This window comes from Mesorhizobium prunaredense, from assembly GCF_900156895.1.
GTDB classification, from domain to species: domain Bacteria; phylum Pseudomonadota; class Alphaproteobacteria; order Rhizobiales; family Rhizobiaceae; genus Mesorhizobium; species Mesorhizobium prunaredense.
The window spans coordinates 39,156-62,460 of sequence record NZ_FTPD01000026.1; the positions used below are offsets into that span (position 1 = coordinate 39,156).

The 23,305-nt window shown below is 62.8% G+C and carries 15 protein-coding genes and 1 pseudogene; 10 read left to right on the forward strand and 6 right to left on the reverse strand.

Annotated features, from left to right (window positions below):
- Positions 1 to 2: 2 nt before the first annotated feature.
- Complete coding sequence (locus BQ8794_RS20620; RefSeq protein ID WP_077380531.1) at positions 3 to 182, reverse strand: DUF3606 domain-containing protein; 180 nt, start codon at positions 180 to 182, stop codon at positions 3 to 5.
- Between the two features lie 133 nt (positions 183 to 315).
- Here BQ8794_RS20620 and ligD point away from each other — a divergent pair, with 133 nt between their 5' ends.
- On the forward strand, positions 316 to 2,253 hold the full coding sequence (ligD, locus tag BQ8794_RS20625) for a DNA ligase D (protein ID WP_077380532.1): 1,938 nt from the start codon (positions 316 to 318) through the stop codon (positions 2,251 to 2,253).
- A gap of 12 nt (positions 2,254 to 2,265) precedes the next feature.
- Here ligD and dinB read toward each other — a convergent pair whose 3' ends face one another.
- Entirely contained in the window at positions 2,266 to 3,306 is a 1,041-nt protein-coding gene (gene dinB, locus BQ8794_RS20630; RefSeq protein ID WP_143744630.1) for a DNA polymerase IV, read from the reverse strand.
- A gap of 263 nt (positions 3,307 to 3,569) precedes the next feature.
- Between dinB and BQ8794_RS20635 the strand changes: the two genes are divergently transcribed.
- The 3 genes from BQ8794_RS20635 to BQ8794_RS20645 are packed head-to-tail and all read left to right on the forward strand — an operon-like array spanning position 3,570 to position 9,029.
- Positions 3,570 to 4,331: an ImuA family protein gene (locus BQ8794_RS20635; protein ID WP_077380534.1), complete on the forward strand. Its 762-nt coding sequence runs from the start codon at positions 3,570 to 3,572 to the stop codon at positions 4,329 to 4,331.
- Positions 4,246 to 5,766 (forward strand): Y-family DNA polymerase, encoded by a 1,521-nt coding sequence (locus tag BQ8794_RS20640; protein WP_077380535.1) that lies wholly within the window; start codon positions 4,246 to 4,248, stop codon positions 5,764 to 5,766. Before BQ8794_RS20635 ends, BQ8794_RS20640 begins: the two co-directional genes overlap by 86 nt.
- Positions 5,763 to 9,029 carry an error-prone DNA polymerase gene (locus BQ8794_RS20645; protein WP_077380536.1) on the forward strand — a complete coding sequence of 1,089 codons (3,267 nt, stop codon included), beginning with the start codon at positions 5,763 to 5,765 and terminating at the stop codon, positions 9,027 to 9,029. The genes BQ8794_RS20640 and BQ8794_RS20645 overlap by 4 nt, the downstream gene beginning before the upstream one ends.
- A gap of 109 nt (positions 9,030 to 9,138) precedes the next feature.
- Here the strand turns inward: BQ8794_RS20645 and BQ8794_RS20650 are convergent, their stop codons facing one another.
- The gene (locus BQ8794_RS20650) at positions 9,139 to 9,537 is read right to left on the reverse strand and encodes a hypothetical protein (RefSeq protein ID WP_143744631.1); all 399 of its coding nucleotides are present in this window, start codon (positions 9,535 to 9,537) and stop codon (positions 9,139 to 9,141) included.
- A 137-nt stretch (positions 9,538 to 9,674) separates the two neighbouring features.
- Between BQ8794_RS20650 and BQ8794_RS20655 the strand changes: the two genes are divergently transcribed.
- Positions 9,675 to 10,703 carry a hypothetical protein gene (locus tag BQ8794_RS20655; protein WP_143744632.1) on the forward strand — a complete coding sequence of 343 codons (1,029 nt, stop codon included), beginning with the start codon at positions 9,675 to 9,677 and terminating at the stop codon, positions 10,701 to 10,703.
- 498 nt (positions 10,704 to 11,201) lie between these two features.
- Here the strand turns inward: BQ8794_RS20655 and BQ8794_RS34945 are convergent, their stop codons facing one another.
- Together BQ8794_RS34945 and BQ8794_RS20670 are read right to left on the reverse strand one after the other, a co-directional pair.
- Positions 11,202 to 12,830, reverse strand: coding sequence for an MBL fold metallo-hydrolase (locus BQ8794_RS34945; RefSeq protein WP_143744633.1), 1,629 nt, complete (start codon positions 12,828 to 12,830; stop codon positions 11,202 to 11,204).
- Positions 12,831 to 13,108: 278 nt separating this feature from the next.
- A complete protein-coding gene (locus tag BQ8794_RS20670) occupies positions 13,109 to 13,702 on the reverse strand; it encodes an SOS response-associated peptidase (protein WP_077380540.1) in 594 nt (197 codons plus the stop codon).
- A gap of 259 nt (positions 13,703 to 13,961) precedes the next feature.
- Here BQ8794_RS20670 and BQ8794_RS20675 point away from each other — a divergent pair, with 259 nt between their 5' ends.
- The 3 genes and pseudogenes from BQ8794_RS20675 (at position 13,962) to BQ8794_RS20685 (ending at position 18,077) form a co-directional block, all read left to right on the forward strand.
- A complete protein-coding gene (locus tag BQ8794_RS20675) occupies positions 13,962 to 15,158 on the forward strand; it encodes a DUF932 domain-containing protein (RefSeq protein ID WP_077380541.1) in 1,197 nt (398 codons plus the stop codon).
- 163 nt (positions 15,159 to 15,321) lie between these two features.
- Positions 15,322 to 16,200 (forward strand): annotated as a pseudogene (locus BQ8794_RS20680) (ParB/RepB/Spo0J family partition protein); the annotation flags it as partial.
- A 140-nt stretch (positions 16,201 to 16,340) separates the two neighbouring features.
- Entirely contained in the window at positions 16,341 to 18,077 is a 1,737-nt protein-coding gene (locus BQ8794_RS20685) for a relaxase/mobilization nuclease domain-containing protein (protein ID WP_077380542.1), read from the forward strand.
- 26 nt (positions 18,078 to 18,103) lie between these two features.
- On the opposite strand, the gene BQ8794_RS20690 is transcribed toward BQ8794_RS20685, so the two are convergent.
- Entirely contained in the window at positions 18,104 to 18,946 is an 843-nt protein-coding gene (locus tag BQ8794_RS20690) for a 5'-3' exonuclease (protein WP_077380543.1), read from the reverse strand.
- A 282-nt stretch (positions 18,947 to 19,228) separates the two neighbouring features.
- Between BQ8794_RS20690 and BQ8794_RS20695 the strand changes: the two genes are divergently transcribed.
- On the forward strand, positions 19,229 to 21,100 hold the full coding sequence (locus tag BQ8794_RS20695; RefSeq protein WP_167378801.1) for a phospholipase D-like domain-containing protein: 1,872 nt from the start codon (positions 19,229 to 19,231) through the stop codon (positions 21,098 to 21,100).
- A gap of 212 nt (positions 21,101 to 21,312) precedes the next feature.
- Complete coding sequence (locus tag BQ8794_RS20700) at positions 21,313 to 23,298, forward strand: conjugal transfer protein TraG (protein WP_077380545.1); 1,986 nt, start codon at positions 21,313 to 21,315, stop codon at positions 23,296 to 23,298.
- Positions 23,299 to 23,305 lie beyond the last annotated feature (7 nt).

A 23,305-nucleotide genomic window follows, 5' to 3' on the forward strand; every position in this document is an offset into this window, starting at 1 on the left:
GCTCACTTCTTTCCGAGCTCGTCCTCGACCTTCTTGCGACTGTTGCCGACCGATTTCACCGCAGACTTGACGTCAGCCTTGCTCGATCCAGTCTTGCCCGCCTCGTACTTCACCTCATGGTCCTGCCCGCCAGCGACCTTTGCGCGATCCTGGCTGCGCCCGCGAGTTGTTTGAGTAGCCATTTCTTTCCTCCAAGGATTGCGTTCCAGTTTCCCAACAACGCGGCCGGACTCATCCGGTTCAATTCATCGGGGCGCCGTGTGGAACTGAAACCCGGGGCAGAGTATTGAATCGGACTATGTATTCGGGTTCCCCATGTCGGCCGTAGAGGCCGCCCTCCCTAAAAAGCGCGCACGGCGCAGGGACTCAGAATCTACCCCGAGATACCCCCTACCCCAGTTTCGTCCTTTCCAACTCTGCACGCTCACCGACGACATACCGGTTGGCGCCGATTGGCTCTTCGAAATGAAGTTCGACGGCTACCGCGCCCAGGTCGCCATCTCGGGATCGGAACTCGTCGTCTACACTCGAAACGGCCACGACTGGACCCGCCAGTTCAAGGTGATCCTGCCGCCGCTTCAGGCACTCACCAGCGGTTCGGCGCTGATAGACGGCGAGATCGTGGCCATCGACAGCCAGGGCCGCACCAACTTTTCCATGCTGAAAACCGGCATTGCCGCCGGCATGCCGCTCAAGTTCTACGCCTTCGACCTGCTAGAATTGAACGGCGAGGATCTGTCCAGCCTGCCCTTGGTCGAGCGGAAGGAACGGCTTGCCGAGCTTCTAGGCGAGAGGGACCCGGGCGACAGCCTGCAGTTCTCCAGCCATATTGCCGACAATGGCAAGAAGGTTTTCGATACGATGTGCGCCGGCGGCCACGAGGGCATCATCGCCAAGCGCGCCGATAGTCGCTATGTCGGCGACCGCACCGCCAACTGGCTCAAGATCAAGTGCACGAAACGTCAGGAATTTGTCGTCGGTGGCTACCGTCCAAGCGACACCGGCCGCGGTATGGCCTCGCTGATCCTGGGCACCTACGAGAGGGGCAAGCTGATCTACCGCGGCCGTGTCGGCACCGGGTTTACCGAGGCGATGCGCAGATCCATCCTCGCGCAGTTGGAGAAGCGGCCTTTAGAGAAGCCCGCCTTCGTATCCGTGCCGCGCGACATCGCGCGACGCGCCCGCTGGGTAAGGCCCGAGCTCGTTGCCGAGGTCACCTATTCCGAGGTGACACCAGACGGCAGCCTGCGCCACCCGAGCTTCCAAGGCATGCGCGAAGACAAGCGCGCTGACCAGGTGGTGATGGAAACGCCCAAGACCGTCGCGTCCGCCGCCACCGCCAATCTCGATCCCGCTATGGGCAAGGAGATCGCCCGCGCGGTTGGCGTTAACCTGACCCATCCCGACAAGCTGATGTATCCCGGCACTGCGGTGACAAAGGCGACGCTCGCCGCCTACTACGCCGCGGTTGCCGAGAGGATGCTGCCGCATATCCAGGATCGGCCCCTTTCGCTGGTGCGCGACACCGATGGCGACCTGCGGCAGACCTTCTTTCAGAAGCACAAGCTGCCAGGGATGCCCAAGGCCATCCATGACGGCCAGTTTGAGAAGATGTCCGGCAAGGAGAGCCGCATTCTTTGGGTCGACGACCTGGCTGGGCTGATCGCCGGCGTCCAAATGAATGTGCTCGAATTCCATGTCTGGGGAAGCCTGCGCCAGCAGCCAAACCTTCCGCACCGGATAATCTTCGACATCGATCCGGACGAGGGCCTGGGCTTTGATGACGTCAAGCAGGCCGCGTTCGACATCCGCGGCGTTCTCGAGGCACTCGGCCTTCAATCCTGGCCGCTGCTGTCCGGTGGCAAGGGCGTGCATGTGGTCGTGCCACTCGTTCCCGAGGCCGACTGGCACGCGGTCAAGAGCTTCTGCCAGGACTTCGCCGAACTGCTGGCCCGCACCGATCCGTCCCGCTTCGTAGCAAGCATGAGCAAGGCGCGGCGCAAGGGTCGGATGTTCCTCGACTATCTGCGCAACGGTCAGGGCGCCACGGCGATTTGCCCGTGGTCGACCCGCGCGCGGTCTGGTGCGTCCTGCGCCGTACCCGTCACGTGGGATGAGCTGCCGACATTCAAGAGTGCCAGCGCATTCGACGTTTTCGCCGCCGCCGCTCGGGCCCAGGAATCCGACGCGTGGGAAGGCTATTTCGGCGTCGAACAAACGCTGACCGCTCGCATCCGAAAAGCGGTCCGATAGCAGCTGCGAGTCCTAGATCGTGAGCGACATCTGCCGATCTGCCTCGGTTCGCGTTCCGCTCAAATTCGAAAGCGTCACCCCGAGGAGGCGTATTCCCTTAGTGACGGGGAACACCTGTTCGAGGAGGGTGCCCGCTACGGTCGCGAGGTCGGTCTCCGCCTCGACGACCCCACCGATCGTACGGCTGCGCGTGATCTGCTGAAAGTCGGCGAACTTGACCTTCAACGTCACGGTACGGCCCTGGATCGATCTTTCCTCACAATAGCGCCAGACCTTGCCGACCAAGGGCGCGAGTTCCCTGCGAGCACTTTCGAGGTCAAACAAATCGCTCGCGAAAGTATCCTCAGCTCCCACCGACTTGCGCTCGCGGTCGGCCCGCACCGGGCGTTCGTCGATGCCCCGGGCGATCCAGTAATAGTACGAACCCGCCTTCCCGAATTTCTCCTCGAGAAAGGCCAGGCTCTGTGCCCGCAGGTCGGCGCCGGTCTCGATGCCGAGCCGCGCCATCCTGTCGGCGGTTGCCGGGCCGACACCATGAAATTTCCGCACGGGCAAGGCCTCGACAAAGGCGGGACCCTGCTTCGGAGTGATCACGAACAGCCCATCGGGCTTGTTCTGGCCTGAGGCGAGCTTGGCCAGGAACTTGTTGTAGCTGACGCCGGCCGAAGCGGTCAGGCCGGTCTCGGACTTGATCTTCGCGCGGATCATTTCCGCGATCGTCGTGGCGACGGGGATGCCCTGCAAATTGTCGGTGACGTCGAGATAGGCCTCGTCGAGCGACAGCGGTTCGATGAGTGGCGTATGCTCGGCGAAGATCGCGTGGATCTGCTGGGAGACAACCCGGTAGGCGTCAAAGCGCGGCGGCACGAAGATCAGCTCGGGACATTTTCGTTTTGCGGTAATCGAGGGCATGGCCGATCGCACCCCGAACTTTCTGGCCTCGTAGCTCGCAGCGGCCACCACACCGCGCGCCGCCGTGCCCCCGACTGCCACCGGCTTGCCGCGCAGGTCCGGGTTGTCGCGCTGTTCGACCGAGGCGAAGAAGGCATCCATGTCGACATGGATGATCTTGCGAAGGATGGCCGTGCCTCCCCCCGGCCCGTCAGCTTCTCGGCTTTTGTCGCTTCCCTCGCCCACTTCGCCGTCCCTGCATCACCTGGGCACATCAATAGACCGCAACTCGATCGAGTGCAGTCTGGGATCAACTCTCGGAGCGGCGCAACGAGTCCGATTGACTCTCGGACACCAAAGAGAACAAATAAGGAACATATCAGCTCCGAAATCCATTGGGAAGACAGTTTGAGAGTGTTTCGTTCATGGGTCAGCCGGCCGCCAGCCCTGCCATCGCCGCGCTTCGCGAGCGAATCGCGCGCCTCGAAGGCGGGCCGGCGCGCAACCGTGCGACACTTCCCTTCGGCGTTCCCACGATCGACAAGGTCCTGCCGGGAGGCGGGCTGGCGCTCGGGGCGCTGCACGAGGTTGCCGGCGGCCGGAACGGGGCGATCGATGGCGCCGCGGCGGCGCTCTTTGCCGCCGGGATCGCCGCGCGCACCAAGGGCAAGGTGCTCTGGTGCGTCACCCGGCCGGACCTCTTCGCCCCCGCCCTCGCCCAGGCTGGGCTGCTGCCCGGCCGCGTCGTCTATGTCGAGGCCGGCGACGAGGCGTCCGTGCTCGCCTGTTTCGAGGAAGGGCTCCGCCATGGTGGTCTAGGTGCCGTCCTTGCTGAACTTGCCCGTCTCTCCATGACCGCCTCCCGCCGACTGCAACTGGCCGCCGAAGCTTCCGGCGCCATCGGCATCGCCATTCGCCGCTGGCGCCGGCAGACCGAAGCAACCGACTTTGGACAACCGACCGCCGCGGTCACCCGCTGGCGCGTCTCCGCGCTCCCCTCCCGTCCCTTGCCGGTCCCCGGTATCGGCCGCGCTCGCTGGCGGCTCGAGCTGATCCGGGTACGGGCGGGAGAAAGCGCCGATTTTGAAGTGGAAGCCTGCGATGACAAGGGTCGTCTCGCTCTATTTTCCGACCTGGCCGACCGATCGCTTAAGGCGCGCAATGGGCCAGTCCGCGCCATCGGCTGAAACCCCGGTCATCATGCTCGGCCGGCAGGGAAACCGGCGACTCGTGCTGGCCGCCGATGCGGCGGCACGCGCGGCCGGCCTGCGCGTGGGCATACCGGCGAGCAAGGCCCAGGTGCTGGTGCCCAATCTGCAGAGCTTCGACCTGGACGCTGCCGGCGATGCCGAGGCACTCGATAGAATGGCACTTTGGTCGCTGCGCTATGCGCCAATCGTCGCCGCCGATCCGCCAGATGGCCTCATCATCGACACCACCGGCGCCGACCATCTGCATGGCGGTGAGGATGCCATGCTCGAGGGACTGGTCTCGCGCATGGCGTCCTCCGGCATCGAGTCACGTGCCGCGGTCGCGGACACGTGGGGGGCCGCTCATGCCTGCGCGCGGTTCCTCGCCCGGCCGACCTTCGTCGCGCCAGTGGGGCAAGCCACGGCGATTGTTCGCGATCTTCCGATCGGCGCGCTGCGGCTTCCCCACGATATCGTGGAAGGCCTGCTCACGCTCGGCTTCGAGCGCGTGAGGGAAGTCGAGGCGGCGCCGCGCGCCTCTCTTACCCTGCGCTTCGGGCCCGAACTCGGCCGTCGCCTGGACCAGGCTATTGGCCGGCGCAGTGAACCATTCGAGCCCGCCCGCTCCGCCGAACTCATCGAGGTTCGCCGTGCCTTCGGCGAGCCGATCGGTGCCGCCGAGACCATAGCCCGCTATACGGGCAAGCTCGTCGCGACGCTCTGCGAGGCGCTCGAGGCCAAGGGGCTCGGCGCTCGCCGGCTCGACCTGCTGTTTCATCGCGTCGACAACCGCATCGAAGCCATTCGCGTCGGCACCGCGGTGCCCGTGCGCGATGCCAAACGGTTGACCCGTCTCCTGACCGACCGGATCGAAACTGTTGATCCCGGTTTCGGCATCGAGGTGATGACCCTGGCCGCGACGCTCGCCGAACCCTTCGGCAGCAAGCAGATCATCTCCTCGCTGGTCGAGGAGCCGGAGCCAGACATCACCGATCTCTTCGACGTGCTGGCCAACCGAATTGGCGAGCAGCGGCTCTACCGCTTTGCCCCGGTGGAGAGCGACGTTCCCGAGCGCTCGGTTCGCCGCATTGCGCCGAATGCGCCGGACGACGGGACGAGTTGGCCACGTGACTGGCCTCGTCCGCCGCGTCTGCTGAACCACCCTGAACCCATCGAGACGATGGCCCTGCTGCCCGACCATCCGCCGGTCTGGTTCAGTTGGCGTGGCATCCGGCATCGCGTCGCGCGGGCCGACGGTCCCGAGCGCGTGTTCGGCGAATGGTGGCAGCGCGATGCCGAACTGATCGCAGTGCGCGACTATTTCCAGGTGGAGGACGAGTCAGGCGAGCGCTTCTGGATCTACCGGGCCGGCGACGGCGAGGATCCCGGGACCGGTTCCTACAAATGGTTCCTGCACGGGGTCTTCGCATGACCACCCCGCGCTATGCCGAATTGCAGGTGACCAGCCATTTCTCGTTCCTCCGCGGCGCCAGCTCTTGCGACGACCTCTTCGCGCAGGCGGCCGCGCTGGGTATCGAGGCTCTGGCTGTCGTCGACCGCAATTCGCTAGCCGGCATTGTCCGAGCCCATCAGGCCGCCAAGGACACCGGCGTCAGGCTCATCGTCGGCTGTCGCCTCGATCTGGTCGACGGCATGTCCCTGCTCGTCTATCCCACCGATCGGGCCGCCTATTCCCGGCTGTGCCGGCTGCTGACCCTGGGCAAGAAACGCGGCGGCAAGGCGCAATGCCATCTCAAGTGGAGCGACCTGGCCGACTATGCCGAGGGCTTGATCGCCGTTCTTGTTCCGGATCGGGCCGACGACACCTGCGCCCTGCAACTGCGTCGCCTGCGGGAAACCTTCAGCAATCGCGCCTATCTGGCGCTGACCTTGCGCCGCCGGCCCAATGACCAGGTCCGGCTCCATCAGCTTTCCAATCTTGCTACCCAAATGCGGGTGCCGACCGTAGTGACGAACGATGTCCTGTTCCACGAGCCTGGCCGGCGCATCCTGCAGGACGTGGTGACCGCCATTCGCCACAACATCACCATCGACGAGCTGGGATTCCGGCGCGAGCGCCATGCCGACCGCTATCTCAAGCCGCCCGAGGAGATGGCGCGACTGTTTTCGCGCTATCCGGAAGCCCTCGCGCGAACGCTTGAGATAGCCCGGCAATGCCGCTTCTCCCTGGACGAACTCGCCTACCAGTACCCCGAAGAGAAGATGCTGCCCGGCCTGACGGCGCAGCAGGCGCTCGAACAACTCACCTGGGAAGGCGCGGAACGGCGCTATCCCGAAGGCGTGCCGAACAAGGTCGTGGCGCTCATCAAGCACGAACTGCGCCTGATCGAGATCCTGCAATACGCCCCCTACTTCCTCACCGTGAACGCCATCGTGCAGTTCGCACGCAGCAGGGACATCCTGTGCCAGGGAAGAGGCTCGGCCGCCAATTCGGCGGTCTGCTACGTGCTGGGCATCACCAGCATCGATCCCGAACGCAACAATCTCCTCTTCGAGCGTTTTGTCTCGCAGGAGCGCAACGAGCCCCCGGATATCGATGTCGACTTCGAGCACGAGCGGCGGGAGATCGTCATGCAGTGGGTTTACGAGACCTATGGCCGCGATCACAGCGCGCTCTGCTCGACCGTGGTGCGCTATCACACCAAGGGCGCCGTCCGCGATATCGGCAAGGCTCTCGGCCTGCCCGAGGACCTCACCAAGCTGCTGTCCTCGCAGGTCTGGGGACACGGCGAAGGCATCGACGAGACCCGCGCCCGAGAGCTCAATCTCAACCTCGCTGATCGCCGGCTGCGGTTGACGCTCGAACTCGCGCAGCAGCTCGAGGGCACGCCCCGCCACTTGTCCCAGCATCCGGGCGGCTTCGTTCTGACCAATGACCGGCTCGACGACCTGGTGCCGATTGAGCCGGCGCGCATGGTCGACCGCCAGGTCATCGAGTGGGACAAGGACGATATCGACATCCTCAAATTCATGAAGGTCGACGTTCTCGCGCTCGGGATGCTCACCTGCATGAAGCGCAGCTTCGATCTCCTGGCCGAGCACAAGGGCACGACCCTCGACCTGGCCACCATCCCTGCCGAAGACCCGGCGACCTACGCCATGATCCGCAAGGCGGACACGATCGGCGTCTTTCAGATCGAGAGCCGCGCGCAGATGTCGATGCTGCCCCGCATCAAGCCGCGCACCTTCTATGACCTCGTGGTCGAGGTCGCCATCGTGCGCCCTGGTCCAATCCAAGGCGACATGGTCCACCCCTATCTGCGTCGCCGGGAGGGGAAGGAGCCGGTCGAGTTCCCTACCCCCGAGCTCGAGCGCGTGCTCGGCAAAACCCTGGGCGTCCCTCTGTTCCAGGAGCAGGCCATGCAGGTCGCCATGGTCTGCGCCGGCTTCAGTGCGGGCGAAGCCGACCAGTTGCGCCGGGCCATGGCGACGTTCAAGCACACGGGCGGCGTCAGCAAGTTCCGCGACAAGCTGATCGGCGGCATGATCGCCAACGGCTACACGCCCGAATTCGCGGCGACCACCTTCAAGCAGCTCGAAGGCTTCGGCAGCTACGGCTTTCCGGAGAGCCATGCCGCCAGCTTTGCGCTGATCGCCTACGCCTCGAGCTGGATGAAATGCCACCATCCCGATGTCTTCTGCTGCGCACTGCTCAATTCGCAGCCAATGGGCTTCTACCTGCCGGCCCAGATCGTGCGCGACGCCCAGGCTCACGGCGTCGAGATCCGGCCCGTCTGTGTCAATGCGAGCCGGTGGGACTGCACGCTGGAGCCGATTGGCGAGGACGGTCGCTTCGCGGTCCGCCTCGGCCTGCGCCTGGTCAAGGGATTGGCCAATGCCGATGCTGCGGCGATTGTCGCGGCCCGGGCCGAAGAGACCTTCGCTTCCATCGACGATCTCTGGCTACGCGCCGGCGTGCCGGCGGCATCTCTGGTCCAACTCGCCGAGGCAGACGCCTTCCGTCCCGATCTGGGCCTGGCGCGCCGCGAGGCGCTATGGGCGCTCAAGGGGCTGCGCGACGAACCCCTCCCCCTCTTTGCCGCGGCCTCGGCTCGCGAACAGCAGACCGTGTCGGAAATCCATGAACCGGCCGTGGTGTTGCGGCCGATGACGGCCGGCCGAGAAGTCGTCGAGGACTATGGCCATGTCGGCCTGACCCTGCGCAGCCACCCGCTGTCCTTCTTGCGCGCGGAACTTGCCCGCCGTCGCATCGTCACCTGCCGCGACGCAATGCAGGCGCGTGATGGCCGCTGGCTGGAGGCGGCGGGCCTTGTCCTCGTCCGCCAGCGGCCGGGCTCGGCCAAGGGCGTGATGTTCCTGACCATGGAAGACGAGACAGGCGCCGCCAATGTCGTGGTCTGGGTCAAGGTCTTCGAGAAGTTTCGCCGCGTGCTGCTCTCTTCCTCGATGCTCAGCGTCCGGGGCAAGATTCAACGTGAGGGCGAAGTGATCCACCTCGTCGCCCATTCCCTCACCGACCTTTCGGGGGAACTCGCCAGTGTGGGCAATCGCGAGACGCCGTTTCCGCTTCCCCATGGGCGGGGCGACGAAGCCCATCATGGTGGGCCCGGACTCGATCCGCGAAGCATGCCGAAGGGTCTGCGGCCACGGGACCTCGTCGATCCCACGCTGCAGGTTGAGCCGATCAAGGTGAAAACAAGGGACTTTCGATAGTGCTCGCATCGTCCGTGCCCAGCCGTAACGCAAAGCGCCGTCGGAGATGGGGTGGGAAGCGGAATGGCAGGTTTCGGGTAACTACGCCGGGAAAGCTGCCCTTGATCTGTCAACGAGTTTCGGCCGCAACGCCCCATAGCGGTCGCTCATGCGAGCGATGCCTTCGCGTAAGAGCAGACGTCGCCTCAAGGCTCGCTGAGGAAACCCTGTCGGCGTCGCGGACAAGGGCGGCAAGCGGCATAGAATGACGTGCCACCACGTCTAGACGCCGCACGCCTACTTTCGACGTGATAGGACTCGCCGCCAAGCCGAAATCGTCGTTCTTCTGCACCATCAGCCGAAGGTCGAAAGCATTATAGGAAACGCCGCTCGCGCAGGCCGAGGCGTACCAAATAATCACCCGCCGCGCCGCCGCGGCGAGCATCGCTACAAGATCGGCAATTATAGCTTTCGCGCGACGTGGATCACGGCCTATCTGAAGAATGGCGGCACCATTGAGGGCTGCCATGGCGAACCACAGTTCGACGCTTACCACGCAGCTTTATGACCGGCGATCAGATGAGGTTTCACTCGATGAAGCGGAGCGGATTTTGGTCTAACATCCTCGCCTCAATTCTAGGTTTGTACGGGCGCTGGAGGCTAAGTTTGACCCAGTATGTGAAAGGCGTGGCCAATCCAGACCTTTCAGTTATCTCGGAAACGCTCGCCGACCGCTATCGTGCCGGCGTCGGTAGCCGAACCCATTGGCTGACCTATCACCTCCACAAAGGTCGCGTAACGGAGTTCGGCGAAGCTCTCATCCAAGCTTTAGCTTCCTGCGAGTATCGGTTGCCTGGTTTGGGCGAGCGTCTGGTCGATGATCTGATCGATACGGGATATACGCCTGCGGCGCAGGACCCAGCGGCGTGGAGAGCGGGCTTCCAGCAATTGCTGCAGAAGTTCGCCGAAATCTTGGTTCTTAGGGTGCTGGTCGAAGCGCCTTGGCCGGCGGGCGCAAATTTCAGGCATGAACCAGCCAACCCGAACACCGGTCGTCGGCCAGAATTAGCGGTTGAACTCGAGGAGCGTGTCTATCTATTTGAGGTGAAATGCCCTTCCCTCGTCGACCATCAGGCGGCAAGGGGTGCGAATGCGCGACAGATCCCCGCCCGCTCCGCCCTAGGGGACGCCCTTCGCGCCAAACCGGACCCCAACGATCCCGTCACGTGGCCCCGTGACAACGTCCTGAAGGATTTTCTCGAAAGCGCCGATGGCAAGTTCTCTGGCTTCTCCGCGAAGGAGACGATCGGTGTGCTCGTCGTTTTCTGGGACGCCTATGTGTATGAACCCATTTCGGCGCTAATTTACCCGCGATCAGGTCTGCTGACCGAGCAATCTTTTTATCAGGTAAATGGCGTGCGGGTCCCGTTCGATGCCGTTGACGGGGTGATCGTCATGAATCATCTCGCCGTACTCCATGCCGGTGCGCAAGAGCAGGGTCACGCGCATAGGCCCGGCTATTTTCGGCTCGATCACGTTGATGGAGGCCTGCCGAACGTATGGTGCCAGAACATAGGCGGCAAGCGGCTAGATGCATTCCTGATGCAAGCGCTCGACGCCATTCCCGTTGAAGACGCGGAGCCGGCCGAGTACCGGCCTCATGAGTTCATTATGTGGATCAACCTACCCGATTGATTTCACTCCAAGATCGAGAACAAGGTGCGCGATCTGGGTGTCGACGTGGAGGAATGCGCTGCTCTTGGTGGAGCGTACCGAAATTTGGCGTTGAGCGGTCATCCGACGCGGCGCGGGTGAGCGCTTAGTCGAGAGCGCTGCCTTGCGTGTCCTGTCATTACTAGGGTGGTAAGCCGCTGGGCTGCTTACAGGCGCCCATGCCAAGATAGCAGTCACTCTGGATTGGCATATGGTCGATAGCAAGTTCTGGCTTCGCCGAAGAGCGATTTGGCTGCTCGGTGATCGCACTTCCAGTTCGACTAACGAATACGTGGGCGGCGATGCACGACATCATGACAACTTGCGCAAAGCGGCACCAGATCGCGGATAGGGTCGACCTAATAGGCTTCGCCGATCTCCGAGAGCGGCGCTAGGTGGTGACGGCGCCGATCGGACCACACTTGTCCTCATAGCCGAGATCACATGCCTGCCATCTGTAGCCGAAGTGTTTGCGTAGTTTCAGCCCGGCCAGAAAACGACCATTCTTTCCTCCAGAAGAGATTTTGGCGACGAGCCCACCCTGCGGAATCTGGCACCGCTTGCCTTGATCGCTTTGACGATCTCCGGCGCCGGATGCTTCCAATGCGAGTGGATCGGTTGGGCAGCTGCCACAAAGAGCTCCGCACCGACCACGAAAAGTGAGGGATCAAAGTTATTCTCTGATCCGTGATGGGGCAGCATGAAGGTGGTAACCCAATCTATCTCGTCGCGATAATGATCCTGGAACCTCTGCACTGTTTCCGGATCCTTGAAGCCCGCATCGCCGGTTCCCATCCAGCCTACGCGCGCACTCGCGAACGTCCGCGAATTGCGCAGCACGGCGCCGGCCTTCTGTGGCTCGGCCGGCCCGGAGTACAACGACAAGGAGGTTTCGTTCTTGTCGCCAAACGCCCACGCATAAGCTCGGGAAACGGCGGTACGGTGTTTCGTCACCAATCCTCGACGCTCCTTCTCGATTTTCACCTTTTCGCGGAAGCTACCTCTTGGCCATCGCAGGATCACCTCCACCGCGGCGCAGAACGCCTCCCGGTCTCGCCGAGATGCCTGTTTTACATGTGGCTTTAAGAGCCATCCGCCTTCGGAGCCCCCGCCAACGTCGAACTCGATACGCCGCACGACGGTCGCTCCGTCGAGCGTCCGGCGTGCGGCAGGTGAGGCACTGCCCCAGCCCGTCGAATCTCTTGCCTTCCAAGGCATACCATCCGGGTCGGAAAGAGGAGGCTCTGCGGGCGGTAGTTCGAAAAAGCCCGAACCACCTTCGTCCTCGTCACCCGGCATTACCATGACGATCTGCCGCGGCCCGAACCGAGCCATGGTACCGACGGGATCGACGACAACATCTTCGTGGAAGCGTTCTGCAGTGCGTTCGCCGCTAGTCGCCACACTTCTTCCAAATGCGATCATCCGATCGATGTCGTCTAGATATGGCATCACGATCGTGTCGACCCGGAGCCCTCTTTGTTGGTGCAATAGATGAGGAATGCCGCAGATGTGATCTCGGTCGAAATGCGACACGAAAAGCATATCGAGTCGGCGAGATGGGCGCCGAGCTACTATAGACCGCACGGACTGCACCACACCTGCTATCGGATCCGAGCCGCAGTCATAAACATACATGAAGTCGGCGAAGGGTATCGCGTCGGCAACCAGGGACGGCTGCCACATCGCCTCGTTCGGTCCAAGATCCCGAAGCGTACCGACGTTGAAGCCGCCCTGACCCACCGGGAGCTGATATCGGTGATGTCCTAGGACATGCTTCGCTAAGTCACGCTTCCATGCACGAGAGTGACTCGATGGCAAGCGAGCCGTCCGAGCAGCGAGGTGCGCAGCTTGCTGCTCGCGTTCCAATAGGGATTGTCGACAGTAATTATGGAAATTCTCAGCCTCGAAAGTTTTTTGCCTGAAGTCCAGTGCTTGGGCGTAGAGTTGATCGGATACCTCCCTCCTCAGTTGATCGAAGGAGGATTCCATCAGCATTCTCAAACCATAGCTACGAGCTATGGCTGTGCGAATGTAGAAATCGGCGCACTGACACGCCAGCTCCCATTTCTCGTCGTCCGAACTGCCATAAGCAATGGTGTTTTTCATCGGCTGATCAGGACTCTTCCATGCCGCTCCGCGAGAGGAACCCTACACGATCGCCTTAGATGACCGTGCCGATTTTCCTATTTCTGATGTGCTGCCGAAGGTTTGGCCCAGACTGCGACCGAGGAAGACTAATGTAGCACAACATCGCGCAGTGAGGGTTCGTGCAGGGCATCGGCCGCTATTCGGCATTCCAAATTTGCCTTGCTACGACCAAATTGGGGTCGGAACCGGCCGGTTGGAATGAGCTCCAATCCGGCCTTTGGCCTACCCATGCCGCCCTAGTCCGATCCCTGTCGAACGGTTTCAACCGCGAGTGAGCCCTCCGGCAAGGGCCGCAGCAGTTCGGCTTCCGTCTTGGTCAGGTAGATCCAGTGCGCCCAGTCGGTGGGACGCAGGACCACGACTTGGCGGTCATGATAAGCAACAATATCGGGACCAGGTTCGGTGGTCAGCATGGCGAAGGCCGGGCTGGACCCATCTGTGCCTTCCCGCCATATGCCGGCGATTGCCATGAATGGCGCATCGTTCAGCGTGAACCGATGTTTTGCTTTCGGGTATTTCTTGCCAGTGAACTCGAAGAAGGCCGACGCGGGAATGAGGCATCGGTTGCTCTTGTCGAAATGCCTTCCGTCAGAGCGGTAGTTGAAGACTGGGCCACCCTTCGGATTGGATGGTGGGAAGCTGAAATTCATCGGCACCAGTTCCATGCCGTTGCCGGCAGCGCGCATCACCGGCGCCATGTCGTTGATCCGGATATCGTCGCTTTCCGGCAGATCAAGTTCGGTCTGTTGCGTCGGGATGCCAAGCTCGAGCGCCTGCATCATCTGGACGTATTCGACCCATTTCACATGCTGTTCGTAAGCGTTGCACATGCCGCGCACTCTATCGCGAAATGCCAATGAGTCGAGATGGGCGTCCCTTGGGGCCGGGCTCTCGGCTGGCGCTGAAGCCCCGCTCTGCGGGTCTTCACCCTTCGGGCTTCCATCCCTGACGCGGTCCGGCGCCGACAGCGCGTAGCCCCCTCCTCTCAGTGTCGGTCTTGCGCATCGCGAGAGTGAGAGGACGGTCTGCAGGGCCATGACGGTGAAGGGCTGGGAGAGAGGCTTCCGGCGCCCGTTATGGAGAACTCTCATGAACAATTCAGTGACTATCGATGCCGGCCGTGACGCACCCGGCGGCTACAGGGTGGATGCGAGCCGCGGCGAGCGCATCGGGCGTGTTTCCTCGGAGTGGTTCAACCGTCCGGCCGACGAACGCTACCTGTCCCTGTCCGAGTTGATGGCGTCGGTGCACGGGCGGTCCGAGCGCAGCCGGACCCGCACCGTCGACAGCGCCGCGATCCGGTTGGAAGCCAGCCGCGACGATGGCGAGCGGCTTGCCCTTGTGCTTCCGGGTGCCGATAGGCCGGTCGCACCGACACACTGGAGCTTTGGTCAGCTCGCCGGCATCGTGGGCGCGCCGGCAACATACCTCCGCCAACTTCCGGCACCGCTCGCCGGCATCAACCTGCAATATGGCCTCACCGCACACCGCGCCGAGCAGATCAAGACGCTCGAGGTCGAGAACGGGCGCGTCGAACTCCGCGCCGTCACCGGCCCGGACTATGGTCGCATCTATGATCACGAACTGGTTGCGGCCGTTCAGAAGATCGCCGGCAATGGCACGGGCGACACGCGTTGGAAGATCCCCGGCGTGCTCGACTGGTCGACCGGCATCTACAATCCCCGTGTCGACATCACCTCGGATACCACCACGCTCTATGCTTCGGATCGCGACGTGTTCCTCTTCCTGGTCGACGACCTCAATCCAATCGAAGCAGGCAGGCTGCCGGATGGCTCGCCCGACCTCTATTTCCGGGGCTTCTACTGCTGGAATTCTGAAGTCGGGGCGAAGACGCTTGGCATCGCCAGTTTCTATCTCCGCGCCGTGTGCCAGAACCGCAATCTTTGGGGCGTCGAGGATTTCGAGGAGATCACCATCCGCCACTCCAAATATGCCGCCTCGCGTTTCGCGCACCAGGCGGCGCCGGCGCTGACCCGTTTCGCCAACTCCTCGCCCATGCCCTTCGTCAACGGCATCCGGGCGGCGCGCGAAAAGATCGTCGCCCGCAGCGACGACGATCGCACGGAGTTTCTCCGCAAGCGCGGATTCTCCAAGGCGGACACAGCGAAGATCATCGAGACCGTGCTCGCCGAAGAAGGACGGAAGCCCGCGAGCGTCTTCGACTTCGTGCAGGGCATCACCGCCGTCGCGCGGGACAAGCCGCACCAGGATGCCCGGCTCGACCTGGAGGGCAAGGCCAAGAAGCTGCTCGACCGGGCCGCCTGAATTCAGCAAAGCCGGCGATACGGATTTCCGTGTCTCCGGTAGCGTGCCTTTCCGGGAACCCGGAGTTGCGGCGCCGTCCCTCAGAGTGAGAGGGCGGCGCCGATCTTCGTGACGGGTTGGAGGTCGAGAGAGGTTCCCGGCCGCCCGTCGCGGAGTACATCCCATGGCTACTGCCAGGAAGAAGCCCACCATCACCCTGTCGCCCTCGCGCGACATCCCCTTCAACCAGCTCGTTCTGAGCCAGTCCAATGTCCGGCGCATCAAGGCAGGCGTCTCGGTCGAGGAACTCGCCGAAGACATCGCTCGGCGTGGCATCCTTCAGGGCCTCACCGTCCGCCCCGTCGTTGATGAAAACGGCGCGGAGACCGGCATGTTCGAGGTGCCGGCAGGCGGCAGGCGCTTCCGGGCGCTGGAGCTGCTCGTCATGCAGAAGCGCCTGGCCAGGACCGCCCCAGTGCCCTGTGTCGTCCGCGAGGGCGGTATTGCCGAGGAGGACTCGCTCGCCGAAAACGTCCAGCGAGCGCCGCTGCATCCGCTCGACCAGTTCCGCGCATTCCTCACCCTGCGCGAAAAGGGTCAGTCCGAGGAGGAGGTCGCCGCGGCGTTCTTCGTCTCGGTCAACGTGGTCAAGCAGCGCCTCAAGCTCGCATCGGTCTCTCCGGTGCTGCTGGACGTCTATGCCGAAGACGGCATGACGCTCGCCCAGCTCGAAGCGTTCACCGTGTCGGGCGACCATGCACGCCAGGAACAGGTCTTCGAACGCCTGAAAACCTCCTACGACAAGTCGTCCTACGCCATTCGGCGCATGCTGACCGAAGGCGCCGTCCGTGCCACCGACAAGCGGGCACTGTTCATCGGCACTGAAGCGTATGTCGAGGCGGGCGGCACGGTGCTGCGCGACCTGTTCGAGGGCGACGATGGTGGCTGGCTGCAGGATGTCGCCTTGGTCGACCAGATGGTGGCCGACAAGCTGAAGGTCGAATCCGAGGCCATCGCCGCCGAGGACTGGAAGTGGACCGAGGTCGCGCCTGATTTTGCCTACGCGAGGTGCGCGGCGGTGGGGGGTTATATTTCAAGGACTTGCGAGACATTTTTGAGATGTGCGCCTTGGGCGCCTACATCGCGAGATCGGCACTTGATCAGCGCTTTCAGTACCTTAGCGCGATGTGTGGAGATGCGGAGATGAGCGACCAAAGAGAGTTTCGTATCCGACCTGGCCGCATCCGTTCGAGCAAGACGCAGCGCGCGCGACCCTTCATCGCCCAGGCACTTGCCGCTGCACAAAAGGCCGGCGGCTCAGTCACCCGGCAGGGAAGGATCGGGCCCGGCAACCGCTCGCGTTTCGGACGCGGTCAACGGGCATCAGTCCAAGCGAACCGGCTGCTCACCGCGCGCTCGCGCGGCGCAGTCATCAAGGCCCGTGTCGTCCGCATGAATCTGCGCGGCGGCAACCTGCCGACGCATCTCACCTACCTTCGCCGCGAAGGCGTCACCCAGGATGGAGAGAAGGCCAGGCTGTTCGGTCCCGACACGAACGATGCACGTGCCGATGACTTTGTCGGGCGCTGCAAGGACGACCGCCATCATTTCCGCTTCATCGTCTCGCCGGACGACGCGCTTGAGATGTCCGATCTCAAAGCGTTCACCCGCGATCTCGTCGCGCAGATGGAAAGGGACCTCGACACAAAGCTCGATTGGGTCGCCGTCGATCACTGGAACACGGAACATCCACATGTCCACCTGATCGTTCGCGGCGTACGCGACGACGGCGAGAATCTCGTCATCGCGCGCGACTACATCAAGGAGGGCATGCGTGACCGGACGCGTGATCTCATCACCCAGGAACTCGGTCCGCGCACCGATCACGATATTCGCCGCGCCCTCGAACGCCAGGTCCAGGCCGAGCGCTGGACCAGTCTCGATCGTCAGCTCAACCGTGACAGTCAGCGAAACGGCATCATCGATCTCGCACCGCGCGCCGGCGAACAGCCCGACGAATACCATGCGCTGAAGGTCGGCCGCCTTCGTACCCTCGAACGCCTCGGTGTCGCGCACCAGATCGGCCATGGCCAATGGTTCCTATCCGAAGCAGCGGAAGCGACCCTGCGCGAATTGGGCGAGCGCGGCGACATCATCAAACGTATCCATCGCGGCTTGGCCGAAGTCGGCATCGACCGCGGCGCTGCCGCCTTCGTCCTTGCCGGCGAGGACGTGCAGGAACGGATCATCGGACGTCTGATCGACCGCGGACTCGATGACGAGCTCAAGGGGACGGCCTACGCCGTGATCGATGGCGTCGACGGACGCGCCCACCACATCCGGCTCCCCGACCTGGATGCTGCCGGGGACAGTGCGCCCGGCTCGATCGTCGAACTACGCAGCTTCGCCGACACGCAAGGCCGGCGCCGGGTGGCGATCGCGGTTCGATCGGACTTCCCCCTCGAACGTCAGGTTTCAGCGGACGGAGCGACCTGGCTCGACCGGCAGGCCGTATCCGACCATCCCCTCGCCCTGGGTGGCGGCTTCGGACGCGATGTTCGTGATGCCATGGAACGGCGGGCCGAGCATCTGATCGAGGAAGGTCTCGCGCAACGCCAGGGCAGCAGGCTGATCTTCGCGCGGAATCTGCTCGACACGTTGCGGCGCCGTGAAGTCGAGGCGCTCGGCGACAAGCTGGCCGCCGGACTCGGCCGCCCATTCAACAAGGCGGCGACCGGTGAACACGTCACTGGTACTTACCGCCAGCGGTTTGCCTTGGCGTCGGGCCGGTTCGCCATGATTGATGACGGCCTGGGCTTCCAGCTCGTGCCCTGGACGCCATCGCTCGAACGAAAGCTCGGTCAGCACGTCTCCGGCATCGCCAGGGGCGGTGCCGGCGTCGATTGGAGTTTCAATCGTAAGCGAGGCATCGGCCTTTGAACGACGGGGTGCCCCAGTGGCCGATGCTATTGCGAGTGGCTCACTGCCTGGCCGGCGGCCTTGGCGGCTCTCTCAAGCAGGCGTGGTTCCGACGCTTTCTCGCAGAACGCCGCGAAGGAATCCGTTGCGCCCATCCAGCGCAGGTCGTCGACATCCTCGAAAGTGGGGGCGTCGCTTCGAAGCGTAGCAAGGGTCTTGAACAGCAAAGCCGTCGCGTACCGCTTGCCAAGTACGTCGTCAGGAAACCGTTCAAGGGAGCCAAAGCGGGCCAAGAGTCGTGCCGCTGACATGCGGCCGATGCCGTCGAGGCCCGGATAGCCGTCCGCGCTATCGCCCACTAGCGCGAGAAAGTCTGGGATCAACGCGGGATCCACACCGAATTTCTCCCGCACACCGGCTTCGTCGCGGATCGTCTTGGTTTTGCGATCGACCTGGACGACGCGTGTTCCCTGCACGCATTGAGCCAGGTCCTTGTCCGGCGTCCAAATGCAAACCTTGTCGACGCGCTCATCGGCCGCCGCTTTGTGTGCCGCAGCAGCTAGCGCATCATCGGCTTCGAAATCGATCATCGGCCAGACGACGACCCCCATCGCGGCAAGGGCCTCCTCGAGGGGATGGAACTGAGCGAGCAAAGCCGGCTCGATCCCCTGCCCGGTCTTGTACCCCGGCCACAACCCATTGCGGAACGACTCGATGACATGATCCGTCGCCACTCCGAGATGAGTGGCGCCACCCTCGACCATCTCCAGGACGGTATGCAGCACGCCTACGACGGCGCCAAACGGCTTGTCCTGGCCGTTATTGAAGCGCCGTTGGCCGTAGAAATGGCGGAACAATTCGTAGGTGCCGTCTACCAGGTGCACAATCATATGGTGCTCGCGCCGAACGCTTTGTTGGATCAAGGCAGTTTCGACAGACTAGCGCATTTTGTGAGCAAGCCTGTAGCGGACCGCGCCGATCTTCGCGTCCCCCGCACCGGAAGCCTCCGGGTTCACTCGCCAGCAATTGGTGATCACCATCGCAATTACTGTTCGTCGAAAAGAATCCTGTGGAGCGAGTCATGCCGCGATACGGATTGTTACAATCGATGCGTGTTACTGTTGGCAACATTGCTGAATGAGCGTCCAGATTTCAAATATTTGGAGGATCCCATGCGCTACGCCGCCGAGAACGGCCCACTCCGCCTAAAGGTTGTCACAGGCACGCGCGTCGTTCTGATGGCCTGGGATCTTTCAGAGGGAGCGCGCCAGGGTCTGCGGGGTTTTGCGATCCAACGCCTGCCAAAGGACCGCCCGCCAGAATGGATGACGGGCACGAAGTACTTCGAGGCGGCGGTCGACGGCGTGCCGCCCGCCGACGCAGAGTTCTCGACGCGGGAACACCCCCTCCAAACCTTCCTATGGTCGGACTATGAGGCTTGGCCCGGACGGGCACAGGCATTTCGAGTGGTGGCGCTCTATGGTGAACCAGGACACCTGACGGAGGGTGCCAGCGTTCAGTTCGAGGTGACGACGGAGGCCGAACGGGAGGGCACGCACAGCGTTTGGTTCAACCGTGGTGCGATCGCCAGCCACGCGTACGCGACCGACCACGATAACAAGAAGATCACTGAGGAAATGGTCCTGGACGTCTCCGACGATGGAGAGATTAAGGACCGCACAGTCGCCTGGCTTTCCCGCGGTCTAGCAGAGGCCTGCCTCCGCTACATCAATTCGGCGAAGGTGGGCGAAGGGCTGCGGGTTTGTGCCTACGAATTCACCTACCTCCCGGTCCTGTTTGCACTGCGACGCGCCATGGATCGCGGGGTCGATGTAAGGATCGTCTATCACTACTCCAAGAAGGACAAGGACCCCAATTTCGACGCCATTGAAAAGGCGGAGATCCCAGAATTTGCCGATATTGGTGGCGAGAGTATCCAGGTCCTCTTTCAGCGGACACGAACCAGCATTCCGCATAACAAGTTCATCGTGCGACTAGTCGATGGCAAGCCCGTGGAAGTCTGGACGGGATCGACGAACTTCACCGACACCGGCATGTTCGGACAGACCAATGTTGGTCACGTCGTTCGGGACGGTTCGGTGGCCGAGAAGTACCTCGCCTACTGGGAACTGGTCAAAGGCGATCTCACTGGCAAGAATATGGTTGCCGAGACCGTGGCGCTTTCCGGCAACCCGTCCGGCGCGATCGGCGAAGCGACAACGGTGCCGTTCTTCTCACCTCGTATCGCCGACAACATGCTCGACTGGTATGCGGCACGCATCCGCAACGCGCGCTCATTCGCCGGCATCACCCTTGCGTTCAATGTCGCCAACAACATCTTGGGCGGGCTCGCTGCAGAAAACGACGCCCTGCGGCTCGCCATTCTGGAGAACCCATCGACCAAGGCGGTCAAAGACGCCGAGTTCAAAAACCGCGGACGCCTGGCGTTCTCGAACGGCGCCATCTTGGGAAAGACGTTTATCAAGTACAAGCAGGGCGGCGCGAAAGTCACCCCGGTCGCCAATGGCGAACTCGACCAGTGGTACATTAGCGAGGAGTTGGCCCGGCCGATTAACCGGGGGCACGTCTTTTTCGTCCACTCAAAATTCGTGATGATCGATCCGCTCAGTGAAGATCCCCTCATTTGCTCAGGATCGGCGAATTTCTCGGTCAACTCCCTCGAGGGTAACGACGAGAATATGCTGCTGATCCGTGGCGACAAGCGTGTGGCGGACATTTACTTCACAGAGTTTGACCGCATCTTCCGACACTTCTATTCCCGCGACGCCATCAATCGAATTGCAGCGAAGAAGCCGCCCAAGGATAAGGACCCTCGCCGCCTCGATCCGGGCTTCGCCTGGATCGGTCGCCATTATGAGGACAACAACTACAAGAACACGCGGCGGCTGCTGTTCTTTCCCGTTTCCCCCCCTGAAACCACCTGGGCAGAGCTTGCGGGACAAGAGCCTGACATCTTTGCTGATGAGGCTGAGCGTGCCGCGCGGAAAAAGAAGGCCAAGGCCGAGGCGGCGAAAAAAAAGTGAGAACTGCGCAAGGCGGCCGCCGCCGCCGGTGGCGACTAGCACAACCGGGGCGAGCCCGGTTCGTTGCGGGATGGCGTGCCCTTTGCGTAACCGCGCAGCGCCGTCCCCCATCTGTCTTTCCTCGCCGCGGCACGCCGCAACGCGACCAGTGTCGAGATGATCTTGAACTATGAAGCTGTATAGCCCGACCTGTACTCCGTAAGGAGAAGGCGATGTCGGGAACAAAAATACTTTGGGGCCAGATCGTCATCGTCGGCATCATCGTGCTGGCCGCGATCTGGGGGGCCACGCAATGGACCGCGTGGCGGCTCGGCTTTCAGCCCCAGCTTGGCGCCCCGTGGTTCGATCTCGCGGGCTGGCCGGTCTACCATCCGCCGGCCTTTTTCTGGTGGTGGTTTTCCTATGACGCCTATGCCCGCACCATTTTCAATGAGGGGGCGATCATCGCGGCCTCGGGCGGCTTCGCCTCCATCGCCGCGGCAATTCTCATGTCGATCCTCCGCGCCCGTGAAGCCGACAACGTCGAGACCTACGGCTCCGCCCGATGGGCAACGTTGGAGGAGGTGAAAGGGGCTGCCCTGCTCGGTCCGGACGGCGTGATCATCGGCCGATACGAGCGCGACTATCTCCGACATGACGGCCCGGAGCACGTGCTGTGCTTCGCACCGACCCGGTCGGGTAAAGGCGTCGGTCTCGTGATCCCGTCGTTGTTGACCTGGCCGGGCTCTGCCATTGTCCACGATATCAAGGGCGAGAATTGGCAGCTGACCGCCGGCTTCCGCGCCAGGCACGGCCGCGCACTACTATTTGACCCGACCAATGTGGAATCGTCGGCCTACAACCCGCTGCTCGAAGTTCGCCGCGGCGAATGGGAAGTCCGAGACGTCCAGAACATCGCCGACATCCTCGTTGATCCCGAAGGGTCCTTGGAACGGCGCAATCACTGGGAGAAGACTTCTCACGCACTCCTGGTGGGAGCCATCCTTCACGTCCTCTACGCAGAGACGGACAAGACGCTCGCCGGCGTAGCGAATTTTCTGTCCGACCCGGCACGCTCTATCGAGGCAACCCTCGCCGCGATGATGAAGACGCCCCACCTCGGCGAAGGCGGCGCCCATCCCGTCATCGCGTCGGCGGCGCGAGAACTGCTCAACAAATCGGACAATGAACGCTCCGGCGTACTGAGCACGGCGATGAGCTTCCTCGGACTTTATCGCGATCCGGTCGTCGCGAAGGTCACGTCGCGCTGCGACTGGCGCATCTCCGATGTCGTCGGCGGCGCGCGACCGACCACGCTCTATCTCGTGGTGCCGCCATCCGACATCAATCGCACCAAGCCGCTGATCCGCCTGCTGCTCAACCAGATCGGGCGGCGGCTGACCGAAGACCTCAATACCCGTGGCGGCCGGCATCGCCTATTGCTCATGCTGGACGAGTTCCCGGCACTCGGCCGGCTGGACTTCTTCGAGAGCGCGCTCGCGTTCATGGCAGGGTATAGGCTGAAGGCGTTCCTGATCGCCCAATCCCTCAACCAGATCGAGAAGGCCTACGGGCCGAACAACTCCATCCTGGACAATTGTCATGTCAGGGTGAGCTTCGCCACCAATGACGAACGCACCGCCAAGCGCGTGTCCGATGCCCTCGGCACCGCCACCGAAATGCGGGCGATGAAGAACTATGCCGGCCATCGCCTTTCGCCCTGGCTTGGCCACCTGATGGTGTCACGTCAGGAAACGGCCCGGCCGCTGCTCACCCCCGGTGAGGTGATGCAGCTTCCGCCGAGCGACGAGATCGTCATGGTGGCCGGCATTCACCCGATCCGAACCAAGAAGGCCCGCTACTACGAGGATGCCCGGTTTACAGAGCGCATTCTGCCGCCGCCTCGGATTGAACACCTCGCACAAAGTTCGGCCAACGACTGGAGCCTGCTTCCGATGCCAGAGCGCCCGAAGCTTGATGCAAGCGACCTGCCTCCGATCACCGTGGGTGCTGACGAAGATTCGACTGAATCCGAGAAGCGTCGCCAACCCGAGTTGAGCAGCAAAGTTACCGCCGAGACGGCGCCGGTGATGGAAGGCGAGTTCGACGCCGATCGTGATGCGGACGAGGATCCGGCGCTCCTCGCGCGCAACCTCAACCGCTCCATGCAAAGGGTTGCCCGGCAAGCTGATCTCGACCCCGGCGATGGCATGTTGTGAGGCGGAC

Bases quoted from the DNA above. Each gene is read 5' to 3' on its own strand.
- BQ8794_RS20695 (WP_167378801.1), top strand. From the start codon at position 19,229: ATGCGCTACGCCGCCGAGAACGGCCCACTCCGCCTAAAGGTTGTCACA.
- BQ8794_RS20640 (WP_077380535.1), top strand. From the start codon at position 4,246: ATGACAAGGGTCGTCTCGCTCTATTTTCCGACCTGGCCGACCGATCGC.
- BQ8794_RS20700 (WP_077380545.1), top strand. From the start codon at position 21,313: ATGTCGGGAACAAAAATACTTTGGGGCCAGATCGTCATCGTCGGCATC.
- BQ8794_RS20620 (WP_077380531.1), bottom strand. From the start codon at position 182: ATGGCTACTCAAACAACTCGCGGGCGCAGCCAGGATCGCGCAAAGGTC.
- BQ8794_RS20675 (WP_077380541.1), top strand. From the start codon at position 13,962: ATGAACAATTCAGTGACTATCGATGCCGGCCGTGACGCACCCGGCGGC.
- ligD (WP_077380532.1), top strand. From the start codon at position 316: ATGTCGGCCGTAGAGGCCGCCCTCCCTAAAAAGCGCGCACGGCGCAGG.
- BQ8794_RS20670 (WP_077380540.1), bottom strand. From the start codon at position 13,702: ATGTGCAACGCTTACGAACAGCATGTGAAATGGGTCGAATACGTCCAG.
- BQ8794_RS20635 (WP_077380534.1), top strand. From the start codon at position 3,570: ATGGGTCAGCCGGCCGCCAGCCCTGCCATCGCCGCGCTTCGCGAGCGA.
- BQ8794_RS20650 (WP_143744631.1), bottom strand. From the start codon at position 9,537: ATGGCAGCCCTCAATGGTGCCGCCATTCTTCAGATAGGCCGTGATCCA.
- BQ8794_RS34945 (WP_143744633.1), bottom strand. From the start codon at position 12,830: ATGAAAAACACCATTGCTTATGGCAGTTCGGACGACGAGAAATGGGAG.
- BQ8794_RS20690 (WP_077380543.1), bottom strand. From the start codon at position 18,946: ATGATTGTGCACCTGGTAGACGGCACCTACGAATTGTTCCGCCATTTC.
- BQ8794_RS20685 (WP_077380542.1), top strand. From the start codon at position 16,341: ATGAGCGACCAAAGAGAGTTTCGTATCCGACCTGGCCGCATCCGTTCG.
- dinB (WP_143744630.1), bottom strand. From the start codon at position 3,306: ATGGATGCCTTCTTCGCCTCGGTCGAACAGCGCGACAACCCGGACCTG.
- BQ8794_RS20645 (WP_077380536.1), top strand. From the start codon at position 5,763: ATGACCACCCCGCGCTATGCCGAATTGCAGGTGACCAGCCATTTCTCG.